At 62.4% G+C, this 12,457-nt stretch carries 13 protein-coding genes; 6 read left to right on the top strand and 7 right to left on the bottom strand.

The window, feature by feature from the left end; translation table 11 throughout:
- Window positions 1-13 precede the first annotated feature (13 nt).
- Window positions 14-646 carry a class I SAM-dependent methyltransferase gene (locus RQ865_RS01930; RefSeq protein ID WP_311476994.1) on the bottom strand — a complete coding sequence of 211 codons (633 nt, stop codon included), beginning with the start codon at window positions 644-646 and terminating at the stop codon, window positions 14-16.
- 36 nt (window positions 647-682) lie between these two features.
- On the opposite strand from RQ865_RS01930, the gene RQ865_RS01925 reads away from it, so the two are divergent.
- Window positions 683-1,111 carry a twin-arginine translocase TatA/TatE family subunit gene (locus RQ865_RS01925; protein WP_311476991.1) on the top strand — a complete coding sequence of 143 codons (429 nt, stop codon included), beginning with the start codon at window positions 683-685 and terminating at the stop codon, window positions 1,109-1,111.
- Here RQ865_RS01925 and RQ865_RS01920 read toward each other — a convergent pair.
- Genes RQ865_RS01920 through RQ865_RS01910 form a run of 3 tightly spaced genes read right to left on the bottom strand, consistent with a single transcriptional unit; the run spans window position 1,108 to window position 4,088 of the window.
- Window positions 1,108-2,205 carry an Mrp/NBP35 family ATP-binding protein gene (locus tag RQ865_RS01920; protein WP_311476989.1) on the bottom strand — a complete coding sequence of 366 codons (1,098 nt, stop codon included), beginning with the start codon at window positions 2,203-2,205 and terminating at the stop codon, window positions 1,108-1,110. The two genes, RQ865_RS01925 and RQ865_RS01920, sit on opposite strands and share 4 nt — an antisense overlap.
- Before the next feature lie 3 nt (window positions 2,206-2,208).
- Window positions 2,209-2,757, bottom strand: coding sequence for a DUF1003 domain-containing protein (locus RQ865_RS01915; RefSeq protein ID WP_311476987.1), 549 nt, complete (start codon window positions 2,755-2,757; stop codon window positions 2,209-2,211).
- A gap of 5 nt (window positions 2,758-2,762) precedes the next feature.
- Window positions 2,763-4,088, bottom strand: a complete 1,326-nt coding sequence (locus tag RQ865_RS01910) for a magnesium transporter MgtE N-terminal domain-containing protein (protein WP_311476986.1) — start codon at window positions 4,086-4,088, stop codon at window positions 2,763-2,765.
- 117 nt (window positions 4,089-4,205) lie between these two features.
- Here RQ865_RS01910 and RQ865_RS01905 point away from each other — a divergent pair, with 117 nt between their 5' ends.
- The 3 genes from RQ865_RS01905 to RQ865_RS01895 all read left to right on the top strand — a co-directional run bounded on the left by RQ865_RS01905 (window position 4,206) and on the right by RQ865_RS01895 (window position 6,558).
- On the top strand, window positions 4,206-5,009 hold the full coding sequence (locus RQ865_RS01905) for a general stress protein (protein WP_311476985.1): 804 nt from the start codon (window positions 4,206-4,208) through the stop codon (window positions 5,007-5,009).
- Window positions 5,010-5,206: 197 nt separating this feature from the next.
- On the top strand, window positions 5,207-5,539 hold the full coding sequence (locus tag RQ865_RS01900; protein WP_311476983.1) for a helix-turn-helix transcriptional regulator: 333 nt from the start codon (window positions 5,207-5,209) through the stop codon (window positions 5,537-5,539).
- A complete protein-coding gene (locus tag RQ865_RS01895; protein ID WP_311476981.1) occupies window positions 5,539-6,558 on the top strand; it encodes a permease prefix domain 1-containing protein in 1,020 nt (339 codons plus the stop codon). Before RQ865_RS01900 ends, RQ865_RS01895 begins: the two co-directional genes overlap by 1 nt.
- Before the next feature lie 87 nt (window positions 6,559-6,645).
- Here the strand turns inward: RQ865_RS01895 and RQ865_RS01890 are convergent, their stop codons facing one another.
- Complete coding sequence (locus tag RQ865_RS01890; protein ID WP_311476980.1) at window positions 6,646-8,082, bottom strand: aminopeptidase P family protein; 1,437 nt, start codon at window positions 8,080-8,082, stop codon at window positions 6,646-6,648.
- Window positions 8,083-8,132: 50 nt separating this feature from the next.
- Window positions 8,133-9,191 carry an endonuclease/exonuclease/phosphatase family protein gene (locus RQ865_RS01885; protein WP_311476979.1) on the bottom strand — a complete coding sequence of 353 codons (1,059 nt, stop codon included), beginning with the start codon at window positions 9,189-9,191 and terminating at the stop codon, window positions 8,133-8,135.
- Window positions 9,192-9,267: 76 nt separating this feature from the next.
- Here RQ865_RS01885 and RQ865_RS01880 point away from each other — a divergent pair, with 76 nt between their 5' ends.
- The gene (locus RQ865_RS01880; RefSeq protein ID WP_311476978.1) at window positions 9,268-10,155 is read left to right on the top strand and encodes a PHP domain-containing protein; all 888 of its coding nucleotides are present in this window, start codon (window positions 9,268-9,270) and stop codon (window positions 10,153-10,155) included.
- Here the strand turns inward: RQ865_RS01880 and RQ865_RS01875 are convergent.
- Window positions 10,128-11,534, bottom strand: coding sequence for a DEAD/DEAH box helicase (locus RQ865_RS01875; protein ID WP_311476977.1), 1,407 nt, complete (start codon window positions 11,532-11,534; stop codon window positions 10,128-10,130). The genes RQ865_RS01880 and RQ865_RS01875 overlap by 28 nt on opposite strands.
- Before the next feature lie 277 nt (window positions 11,535-11,811).
- Here RQ865_RS01875 and RQ865_RS01870 point away from each other — a divergent pair, with 277 nt between their 5' ends.
- Window positions 11,812-12,402 (top strand): hypothetical protein, encoded by a 591-nt coding sequence (locus RQ865_RS01870; protein ID WP_311476976.1) that lies wholly within the window; start codon window positions 11,812-11,814, stop codon window positions 12,400-12,402.
- Window positions 12,403-12,457: the final 55 nt, after the last annotated feature.

Here is a 12,457-nt window from a genome sequence, read left to right as displayed (position 1 = left end):
GCCGTGCGCCACGCTAGCGGGGCATTGTAGAAATCTGCAGCAGGCCGCCGCCAATCGGCAGCACCGCGCAGGCGGTGTCGGGTTGACGATAAAACTCACGGATGATCGCCCGCAGCGAGTTCGTGACCGCATCCCGGCGTGCCGGATCGGCAACTCGGCCGTGGTTGAGCGCGTGCAGCAGCAAGATCGTGCCGCCTGGGCGAATGATGCGCAGTGCATGTCGCAGATACGCCGCCGCGAGTGCGGGGTCGTCTTGGATGAGCACGAGATCGTAACTGGCGTCGCTCATTCGGGGCAGCACTTCGATCGGGTCGCCGCTAATGCAGCGGATGCGCGCGGGTGCATGGCCGGCGGCGATCAGGGTCTGTCTGGCGTCGGCGAGATACTCCGATTCGGCTTCCAGACAGGTCATTGTCGATTCCGGGGCACCGCGATGCAGCCATGCCGAACTCACTCCGCCACTGGAACCGATCTCAACAATTTGCTGGGCGTTGGTAGCAGCGGCGATGAACGCCAGATGGGCACCAAGCCCCGGCGCGATCTCGGGTAGGCCCGCTTCGAGCGCGTAGTGGCGAGCGATCTGCTGCTCACGAGTTTCGTGCGCTTGTTCGTTCACAAAACGCCGGTTCAACTCGAGTTCGCTCATTCTTCAAGAATAGGTTACGGCCACTAGGGTAGAGGCGTGGGCTCACTGACCTTCGACAAGCTGATCATCATCGGCATCATCGCCATGCTCATATTTGGGCCCGAGAAACTGCCCACGCTCGCTGAACAGCTCGCGCACCTGATTCGTCGCGTGAAGGCGTGGAGTAGCGAAATGAAAGACCGAGCAGAGGATGAGCTCGGCGAAGACTTTTCGATTGATGATTGGCGCAAGCTCGATCCGCGCCAATACGATCCGCGTCGTATCGTGCGGGATGCGTGGAACGAGATAGAGGCGCCGAAGCCGTCGGGTTCGCGCGGTTCTGCTGCGGCGGCTGCGGGAGCAGTGAGCGCCGCAACCGCGGGCGCGGTGACGAGCTCGCGTCCCTCGTGGGCCGCGCTGACCGCTGCCGTAGCGGGCGAGCGCTATGTGCCGGGGTCTGCACCGTTCGACGATGAGGCCACCTAGCTGACCGAAAGCGGTAGTGATCGTCCGCTCAGACCGCGTGGCCGCTGTATCAACCGTTTCGCCGCGGCTCGCAGTGCGATCGCAGCCGGGTCGTCGGGGTGCGCGAGCACGACCGGGGTGCCGGCGTCGCCGCATTCGCGAAGCATCCCCGAAATTGGCACCTGCGCCAGCAGCTCAACACCCAAACGTTCGGCAACCGCGGCGCCGCCACCCGAGCCGAACAGCGCGAACTCGCTACCATCGGAGCCGATCGCCGGTGACATGGTCTCGATCACCCCCAGCAGGTGTTGTCCGGTCTTGCGAGCCACCGAACCCGACCGCCAAGCCACATCGGCGGCAGCTTGCTGCGGGGTGGTGACCACCACCGCGTCGCTTCCGGGCAGTAGCTGGCCGAGCGAAATCGCCACATCTCCGGTGCCCGGTGGCAGATCAAGCAGCAGCACATCGAGGTCGCCGAAGTGCACATCGGTGAGGAATTGCTGCAGGGTGCGGTGCAGCATCGGGCCGCGCCAGGCCACCACCTCGTCGGTTGAGGACAGGAACATCCCAATGGAAATAGTCGAGACCCCGTGCGCGACCGGCGGCAGCATCAGCTCACCGACTCGGGTGGGCTGGGTGCCGGGTGCAAGGCCGAGCAGCCCGGGCACCGAAAAACCGTAGACATCCGCATCCACGACCCCGACTGCCAAGCCTTCGGCAGCCATCGCGACTGCCAGATTCACCGTCACCGTAGATTTGCCAACCCCGCCCTTACCGCTGGTGACCGCGATCACGCGGGTGAGTGACTCGGGTCCGAACGGGTTGTGGGCGGGACGCGAACCGCGCACTTTCTGTACGACCTCACTGCGCTGTTCGGCAGTCATCACCCCGACTGTGAGCGTGTAGTGCTCGTCACCGATCACGCGCTCGATGGCGGCGCGCACCTCCGACTCAATTTGTTTCGCGGCGGGGCAGCCGACGATGGTGAGCAATAGCTCTACATGCACCGGGTTGTCGCTGATCTTGGCGATCATTCCGAGATCGGTCAGCGGCCGGCGCAATTCCGGGTCGTTGACGCGGGAAAGCTCGGCGTGGAGGGCATCGCGGCGGTTCATGAACTATCGGCTGGATCGGTTGGTTTCGGCGGTTTCGTCGTCATCGAGCTGGTCGATATCCTCGAGCAGCGAGCGCAGTTCGGCGCGGATGAAGTCTTTGGTGGCCACATCTTGCATTGCCAGCCGCAGTGCGACAATCTCGCGCATCAGGTATTCGAGATCGGCAGTGTTGCGTTCGGCTCGCTGACGATCCTGCTCAATCTGCACGCGGTCACGATCATCCTGGCGATTTTGCGCCAACAGAATCATCGGCGCCGCGTAGGAGGCCTGCAGCGAAAGGGCGAGCGTGAGCACGGTGAACCCGAGCGCGGCCGAGTCAAAACGCCACTGGTCGGGAGCCATTGAGTTCCAGGTCAACCAGAGCGCGACGAACACGGTTAACACGATGAGAAAGCCCGGGGTTCCGGATGCGCGGGCAATAACCTCCATCACGCGGCCGAGCACATCGCCGTCACGATCACGCTTTTTTGGGGCGTCATCGCCGCGGCGACGCTTACGGGGCTGGCGCTCCGACTTCGGTGTGGCGAGCAGTTCGTCATCTTCGTGCGACACGTGAATCACCCCCGATCCGATTGGTGGTTGAGTTGGTCAATGACGGGTTTGCGTGGCAGCGTGAGAGCCTGCGTGTCGAGGGTCACCTCGCGCGGTACCGAACGCCAGTCATTGGGCAGGATGTGGTCGAGCACGTCATCCACCGAGATCGCACCGACCAGGCAGTTCTCATCGTCGACCACCGGTAACACCACCAGGTCGTAGCGGGCAAGTGACCGCACCACATCGACATCGCTTGCGGTGGTGTGCACCGGTTGGGTGTTGCTGTCGAGGATCGATCCGACGCGCTCATGTGGTGGGTAGCGCAGCAGACGCTGGAAGTGCACCAGTCCAAGATAGCGGCCGGTGGGCGTCTCATAGGGGGATGCGGTAACAAACACCGTGGTCGCCAGTGCTGGCGGGATCTCCTGTCGTCGGATGAGCACGAGTGCCTCGGCGACGGTGGTGTCGGCCGAGACGATGATCGGATCGGTCGTCATCAAACCACCGGCGGTATTGGGCTCGAACTCGAGCAGCATGCGCACGTCTTCGGCCTCTTCAGGCTCCATGAGCGCGAGCAGTGCCTCTGATTTTTCGTCGTCGAGTCGGCCCACCAGGTCGGCGGCATCATCGGGCTGCATCTGGTCGAGCACGTCGGCGGCGCGTTCATCGCCGAGGTGGTCGATGATGACGACCTGGTCGTCTTCGTACATTTCTTCGAGCACTGCCGCGATGCGCTCATCCGGCATCTCTTCGACGACCTCGAGGCGGCGTTCTTCAGGAAGCTCAAGCAGTGCATCCGCGAAGTCGGAGGGGCCCATCTCGCTGTGGGCGGTGAGGAACTGAGTGGCTGGGGTGTCAGCGGTTGGGTCGAGATCGAGCTCGACCTCATCCCAGGTGACATATTTGCTCGGTTGGCGGCCGAACAAGTGCAGTGTGGTGCGTGGCATTCGCAAGAAGAGCTGCTCAACCGACCAGGTGCCGTCATCGGCCTGCTGAATGGCCACATCCTCGACCACGCCGCGAGTGCTGCTGGCCAGTACGATGGCAGAGCGGTCGAGCAGGTCGCTGAACACGCGCACCTCTTCACCGCGCTGTTCGAATGAGTGACGGTCGACGCGTTCCCAATCGACGATGAGCTGTGAGCTGCCAATTGACGTGATTTCATCCATGGCGGCGAAGATCACTCGTCGTGATGGCCCGGCCAGTTCGATGAGGATGCCGTTTACTCGCGGCGACTGCGCGGAGCGGTAGTTGATGATGACATCACGAACTCGGCCCACCCGATCACCGTTCTGATCGAATGCCGGGGTATTTGCCAGGCGCGCAACAAAGACTTTCGAGATGCTCACCCTTCGATGTTAGTCGGGCGGGTGCTGGCCGGTCGTTCACCGTAGCTTGTGGGTGCCGGTATGTCGCCCTTGGCGAACACGGCGGCGGCGCCCAGGCTGAGCGACTTAAATGGGGATATGAGTAGCTCTCCGCAGATGCAGAAACCCAGCCGTTTCCCGACGCTTCCCGTGGGTGAGGTGGTCGCTTCGTACTCGTCATATGAGCGGGCGCAGGAGGGGGTAGACCGCCTGGCGCGCAATGAGGGGTTTTCGGTGCAGTCAATTTCGATTGTTGGTAGCGACCTGAAGTCGGTTGAGCGGGTGACCGGGCGGATGAACACCGGAAAGGCCGCGCTCAACGGCGCACTATCGGGGCTGTTTTTGGGCATGTTCTTCGGCGCCACCATGATGCTGTTCATGCCTGAGGTCTATCTGGCAACCCTGGTTGGGGTGCTGCTTTTGGCAACCGTATTTGGTGCGGTGTGGGGCATGATCGTGTATGCGATCTCGCCGAATAAGCGCGAGTTCGCGTCGATGATGCAGTTAACTGCGAGTCACTACGACGTGATTGTGCCGCACGGGCTCGCCGCCGAGGCTCGGCAGATTCTTGGTGCTGCTGCGGTGACTCCGCAAGCTCAGGTTCCGGCTGCCTACGGGCAGCAGCCTGGCGGTTACGGTGTGCCACCGGCTGGATTTAGTGCCCCGCAGGCGCAACCGCAACACGGCAACCCTGCCACCGTGCAGCCCGGGGTTGGAACTGATGGCGCGAGTGTTGAGCCCGTGGCAACTCCACCGCGCACCTACGGCGAGATGCTGGATGAACGCCGCCGTCAACAGCGCGAGGCCTCGGCGTCGTCTGGTGAAGGCGAAGCAGCTGAGAGCGATTCGCACAATGGGGCGACTGCAGGGAACAGGGCCGGTGATGCTGAGCGTAACGAGTAGCTCTCGGTGCGCCGGTATCGCCGCGTGATGCCGGTCGGAGCGGGACGCAAAAAGGGGCCCTGTGGGGCCCCTTTTTGTTGCTTGCAGAGGGCAAGTGCGAGAGTACTTGATCTGTCATAGTATGCGAGGTATAGTAAAACTACTTCGATAGACATAGTACGACAGTCAGTGTAGTTCACAACAGAAACGGAGGGGCCGTGATCAGCAGCGATCTCATCCGTGGTTCGGTAGACCTGCTCGTACTCGACTCGGTTTGGGAGGCACCCTCATATGGGTATGCCATCTCGAAGCGAATTGAGGAACGAGCAGCGGGGCAATACTCCCTGAAAGAAACCACGCTCTACTCGGCCATGCGTCGCCTCGAACAGGCCGGCGCGCTCGAGTCGTTCCGTGGGGAACAGACCCATGGGCGGGCACGAACCTACTACCGAATCACCGACGTCGGTCGGGAACTCTATCGGTCGAAGTGCGCCGAGTGGCGTGCCACCAACGAATTGATCAGCAAGTTTGTACGACAGGGAGTCGAGTGATGGAAGCAATCACTACCTATCTCAATCACATGTTCCAGGGTCTTCCGGCAACCCCCGAGCTGCAGCGCGCTCGCGGCGAGCTCGGACAGATGGCAGAAGACCGATATCACGAACTCATCGCCGAGGGAGTGTCTGAGAATGAGGCTGTTGGGCGAGTGATCTCGCAGTTCGGCAATCTCGAAGAACTCGCCGACGAGCTCGGTATCCGCGCCGAACTCGATCGCGTGCATGAAGACGGGCTCAGGCTCGACGAACAGCAGGCCGAGCGCTTCGTCAGTGTGCGGCAGCGGGCTTCACACCTCATCGGTGGGGGAGTGCTTGCGGCTCTAGTTGGTGTCGCCGCACTGGTGCTGTTAGCAGCCGACGGGGAAGACGGAGCCCACCTCTTCAACCCGGAATACGCCAATGTATTGCAGGCAGTTGGTTTCGGCATCATGTTTTTGTGTTTCGCAATCGCGGTGGGCATGTTCATCTTCGCTGGAGTGTCACTGTCGAAGTTTGAGGCCGCTGAGAACGGTGTGGAGGTGCCGCTGAGCGCGCGGCAGAGATACGGCCGGCTGCGTGAGGGCGAAACCGGAAAATTTGCCCTGCAGCTCGGTATCGGTATCGGCGTGATTCTGCTCGGTGCCGCGGCGATCCCGGTAGTCAGCGTGCTTACCAATGAGAACGATGCGGCGACGCTGGTAGCCGTGACCGTGTTCCTGCTCCTGGTTGGCGTGGGTGTCTACCTGCTCGTGCTTGCGGCGATGCGTCGTACCACTCTCGCCATGTTGGCGCAGGAGGGAGAATACGAGCCAGCACAGCTGCGGCGAGAACAAAAATCAGACTTCCTGATCGAGGTGATTGCCGGTCCGTACTGGCTGCTCATGGTGGTCATCTATCTCGCGTGGAGCCTCATCGGTGACAGCTGGGAGATCTCGTGGATCATATGGCCAATCGCCGGTGTGGCTTTCGGACTGGTCGCGGTCACTCTCCAGTCGGTTCAGGCGGTGCGTGAGCGTCGCGAGAGTGGGCGGTAGCGCGGCTCCCTCTCGCAACAACTTGCGTGACCAAACGTGGGCGCCGCTGCGAATTGACCGCAGCGGCGCCCCCTGATGGCAAATCAACTAGCCGCGGATGCGGGCCATCCAGGCCTCGACCTCGTCGGTGGTGCGCGGAATTGCGGCCGATAGATTCTCGGCACCGGTTTCGGTAACCAGAATGTCGTCTTCAATTCGCACGCCGATGCCGCGCAGCTCTTCCGGCACGGTCAGGTCATCCGGTTGGAAGTACAGGCCGGGCTCGATGGTGAACACCATCCCGGCTTCGACCACACCGTCGAGATACATTTCGCGGCGGGCCTGCGCGCAGTCATGCACGTCGAGACCGAGGTGGTGGCTGGTGCCGTGCACCATATAGCGGCGATGCGGCTGGCTCTCGGGCAGCAGCGCCTGCTCGAGCGGCATCGGCAGGATGCCCCATCCCGAAAGCGTTTCGGCAATCGAGCGCAGTGCGGTTTCGTGCACCTGGCGGAAAGTGATGCCGGGCTTCACGATCGCGAAAGCGGCGTCGGCAGCCTTCAGCACCGCCTCATACACGCGCCGCTGCACCGGCGTGAACCGGCCGTCGATAGGCAGCGTGCGGGTGATATCAGCGGTGTAGTACGAGTCGGCCTCGACTCCCGCATCCACCAGCACGAGCTCGCCAGGCCGCACCTCACCATCGTTATCGGTCCAGTGCAGGATACACGCGTGCGCGCCAGCCGCAGCGATGGTGCCATACCCGACATCATTGCCCTCAAGTCGGGCACGAGCAGCGAACACACCCTCGATGATGCGCTCACCGCGACGGTGGCCTACGGCTCGGTCGAGTTCACGGATGATGTCATCAAACCCGCGTTCGGTGGCATCCACAGCGCCACGCAGCTCGGCGATCTCGTATTCGTCTTTTACCAATCGCGCTTCGCTGAGCTCCTGAGCGAGCTGCGGATTGTCGAGGGTGACGTCTGCGTGCTGTGATTCAAACTCGTTCAGCGACCGGGTTTGGATGCCGAGGTCGGCCGCCACCTGTGCCAGCGACGGCCGCGGGCCGGTCCAGAACTCGCCGATGGCGGGGTTGGCGTAAAACTCGCTGGTGTCGCGGCCCGCGCTTTCACGGAAATAGAGCGTCACCTCGTGCCCGCCAGTGATCGGGTCAAACACCAACTGAGCGCCGGGAACCGTGTCGGATCCCCAGCCGGTGAGATAGGTGAACGCAGTGTGTGCGCGGTAGGGATAGTCAGTGTCGTTCGAACGCACCTTCGGGTCTCCGGCCGCGATCACCAGGCGCTCGCCGGGATGCGCTGCCGAAAGCCGCTCGCGGCGCGCGGCAGTGAACGCGGCTGCGGTGCGTGGCTCAGGCAGCGTGTCAACGCGCTCAGCCCAGCCCGACGAAATGAACTGCTGGAAACCAGTTGACTCGGGCGTGGTGCTGCGATTGGCGTTCAGCTCGAGCGCATCGGCGGCAGCGGGTGTTGTCGACCCCTCGATGGTGTCATTGACAGTGGAGGTTTGTTGGTCAGTCATCCCTCCATTGTGGCCGCCGCAGCTGGGAACCGGCGTCGAGCCCTCCGCCATTACTCGTGATTTGTGGTGCGCGAGAGTTCGGCAAACACCGGACGGTGATCTGAACCGTCAAGTTCACTGCGAGCAATCACCTCAAAACCGGTGACTTGCCACTGCGAGGTGTACATCACGTGATCAATCGGTGTGCCCACCAGCGGCGGCCTCCCGCTCGGCCAGGTTCCCACCGCGGCCGCCCCTGCATCCAGTGCCGCATCCCGACACGCACCCAACTGCGCACCGGGAACATCGACATCCCCGAGCCCCGCGAGATGGTCGATCGTGGCATTGAAATCACCGGCAATAATGGTGTTGCCGCGACACACCGTCGACAGCCACTCCAGGTCTCGGTTCCACACGGCCATCTCACTGTGGACCGGCGCAATTGGATGTGTGGCGATAAGTGTTGGCCCATCACCCGAAACTGGTTCGGCGATCACAGTGGCGAGTTTCTCGGTGTCACCGAGCGACTCATTGAGTTCGTACTCGCCAAGCTCAACCGAAACCAACAGCGTCGTCTCTGCTGCCCGATATCCCGGTGCGCCGGTGTTTGACAGCACCCACATCGGTCGGCCCTCAGCTTTCATGAGCCCGGCAATTTCGAGCCCCATGTCACGGGTTGTTTCGGGCAGCATCACCACATCAGCGCGATACTCCAGGGCGAGATTGGCAATCGTGGGTGATCCCGGCTCGTTTCCGAGCGTGTTCCAGGCGAGCACACGCACCGAATCATCCGAGCCGGTGGCCTCGAGCACAGTGTTTACGCCACGACTCAGCACAATCCCCGCCGAAGCGACCGTCGCCACCGCCACCACCGCGGTACTGGCCGCCAGCAGGCCACGCAGCCGCCGCGACGGCACCAGCAGCAGCCCGAGCAGCACCAGCACGAAGCCGAATGAGAGTGTGGCAACCATCCGGAACGAAACGGCCTGAGCAAATGGAAACACTCGCTGTAGCCCGACCAGCTGCGGCCACAGCAGCACCGTCACCACAGCCGTAACCGGCACTGCAAGCACGATGCCGCCGAAGTACCAGCCCGGATGCACACGAATGGAGCGGCGAGTGTTCGACATAGCCCCGCAACTCTAAACCCCGATGCTGAGGTTGTGCTGCACCGACTCGACAACGAGCGCCAAGTAGCATCTCGATATGCCCGTTTATCAATTCGCTGCGAAGCGGCCGATCGACCTGCACACCCACTCGAATATTTCGGATGGCACCGAGTCGCCCGCCGAGGTGATGAGGGCTGCAGCCACGGCCGGAGTGGGCACAATAGCGCTCACCGACCACGACACCTTCGACGGGTGGGATCAGGCTGCCAGCGTTGTCGCCGATACCGGTGTGACGTTGATCCCGGGCGTAGAAATATCAACGCAGATCGACCGTGCCTCGGTGCACCTGCTCGGCTATTTGGTCGACCCCGAATACGAACCGCTGCGTGACGAACTGGATGCAATTCGCGAAAGCCGGCTGGGTCGCGCCGAACGGATGGTCGCACGCATCGGAGCCGACTACCCGCTCAGCTGGGAGGATGTGCTGGCCCAGGCCGAACCCGGTGCGACGATTGGCCGGCCGCATATTGCCGATGCGCTCGTGGCGAAGGGAATCGTGACCGACCGCTCGGCTGCATTCGACACAATTCTGCACTGGCGCGGCGGCTACTACCAGCCGCATCACGCACCGCATCCGATCAATGCGATCAAGCTCGTGCGCGCGGCGGGGGGAGTGCCGGTGCTGGCACATCCCGGCAGCCGGGGCCGACCAGCAATGCGCGACGGCAATTTGCCGGAACTCATTGCCGCGGGGCTGCTGGGCTTAGAAATTGGGCATCGCGAAAATGACGACATTAATCGCGGCCTGCTGCGCTATGCGGCCCGCACCAATGACCTCATCGTTACCGGTTCGAGCGACTATCACGGCACCGGAAAACCGAACCGGCTCGGCGAGAACACCACCGAGCCGGAGCAGCTGCAGCGAATTATTGACGCTGCTACCGGATGCGCGCCCTACTACTCGCCATCCGCCTCCGGGGCCTGATCGCGCTGCTGCGCTGCCGTGTTCTGGCTGTTGGTGCGGCGGCGACGGCGGCGACGACGGGGTGCGCCGCTCGCGCTGGTTGCCGCACCATCACCACTGGGCTGCTGCTTTTCAGCTGTCGCGCCCGAGACCTGCTTGCTGTCACCGGTGCGGCGACGGCTGCGCGTGCGTGAGCGCGATCCCTGCTGTGCGGCGGGCTTCTTGATGCGTCCCTTGGTGCCCTCGGGAACGTCGAGATCGTTGAACACGTGTGGTGACGACGAGTAGGTCTCCACCGGGTCTTCGGCACCGAGTTCGAGGGCCCGCGAGATGATTGCCCAGCGGGGAAGGTCTTCCCAATCGACCAGGGTGATTGCGGTTCCGGTGTTGCCGGCGCGACCGGTGCGGCCCACGCGGTGCAGATAGGTTTTTTCATCCTCGGGAATTGTGTGGTTGATCACGTGAGTGACGTCATCAACGTCGATCCCGCGGGCGGCAACATCGGTTGCGATGAGCACATCGCGTTTACCCGAGCGGAACTGCTCCATCGAGCGCTCGCGCTGGTCTTGGTTCATGTCGCCGTGAACGGCGCATGCCGAAAAACCGCGCTCGCGTAGTTCGTCGAGCAGTTTGGCGGCGGCACGCTTGGTGCGCATGAAGATGACCGTTTTGCCACGACCGGTTGCCTGCAGCATGCGGGCGATGAGTTCGTCTTTGTCGAGCGGATGGGCGCGGTAAACGAGATGCTTGATGTTTTTCTGCAGCACACCCTCATCCGGGTCGGTCACCCGGATGTGCACCGGTGCGCTCATGAACCGGCGCGCCAGTGTGAGAATTGGGCCGGGCATAGTGGCCGAGAACAGCATCGTGTGACGCACTGCCGGTACGCGCGAGAAAATCTTTTCGATATCGGGCAAGAAACCGAGATCGAGCATCTTGTCGGCCTCGTCGAGCACGATCTCGCGCACATTCGACAGCGACAGCACCCGCTGATTCATCAGGTCGATAATCCGGCCCGGGGTGCCAACCACCACCTGGGCGCCGGCTTTGAGTTGTTCGATCTGCTCGTCATAAGCCTTACCGCCGTAGATCGCCACCAGCGAGGTGCCGCGGCGTGACGCGGCTGTGACGAGATCCTCATACACCTGCATCGCCAATTCGCGAGTGGGGGTGACCACCAGGGCCTGCACCCCCGGTTCGGGGGTTTCACCCAACCGCTGTAGCAGCGGCAGCCCGAAACCGAGCGTCTTCCCGGTGCCGGTTTTTGCCTGGCCAATAATGTCTTGCCCCTTGAGGGCGAGGGGAATGGTTTGTTCCTGAATGGGGAAAGGGGTGGTGATGCTGTGTTCGGCGAGCACCGCCACGATGTCTGATTCGATTCCTAAATCGGCAAAGTTCACGAAAAAATACGCCCTTATCGCGTCGAAGAATTCTGGCGCCCGGGAATACTAAGGGCGCGGGTGCTGTCTACCGCACCGATACCAGCCTACCTGGCATTCGCGCGGCGAGCCGTTCCACGGTCAAGAAACTGTGTTTTTAAGACCGGGCCGGGGCGGTTGTACCGCAAGATGTGGTGTTCGGCAGCCAGTTTTCGCGGTATTGTCACGCTGAACCAGCTACGCTGACGACGTGGCAACGAGCAGTGTGAATTCCCAGTTCATTCCGTCAATTGCACGCATGCGTGCACTTGAGGCGGCGATATTTTCTCGCGCCGAACAAGAGGCGGCAAAACTCGCCGACGATTTTGCCGACAGCAACGCCTGTGAGCTGATCGCGGCGGCGCGGGATGATTTTGCTGCGGCGGCTACCGAGGTGGATGCGGCAGCTGAGGCGGGAGACATTCGCACCGCCGATATGCGCGTGGATGCACTGCGGTTAGCGGTTGCGGGGCACGACAAACAGGAAGAGTTGCTTTCGCTGCACATTGCGCTGGGATTCGCGATGGATGCGGTGGCACTGCTGCTGGGCACCCACACCGATACGAACGGGGTAGCTGCAGAATCCACGGCAAGCGAGCATATTGGCTCAGCTCAGGCTTCGCTAGTGGCAGCCCTCGAAGCGCTATTTGCCGATGACACACTGCTGGATGACCGACTGGCCATGTGGGGTCGCCGGGTGGCGGGCGACTGCGCCGTGTGGGCGCGAACGCTCTTGGGGCTCGAGAGCAGTGAATCAAACTCCGAAGCTGACGACACCGTCGAATGGCTGGTATCGCACTGCTTCTCGGAGCACTCACGCCGGATGAACAAAATCAAACTCGCTGCCTAGGTGTAGTTGGTCATAACCCACAACACCTAGGCGACCGCCTCTCTCCCGGAAATGG

Source organism: uncultured Gulosibacter sp. (assembly GCF_963509965.1).
Classification (GTDB): Bacteria; Actinomycetota; Actinomycetes; order Actinomycetales; family Microbacteriaceae; genus Gulosibacter.
This window is presented reverse-complemented; position numbering and strand designations above follow the sequence as displayed.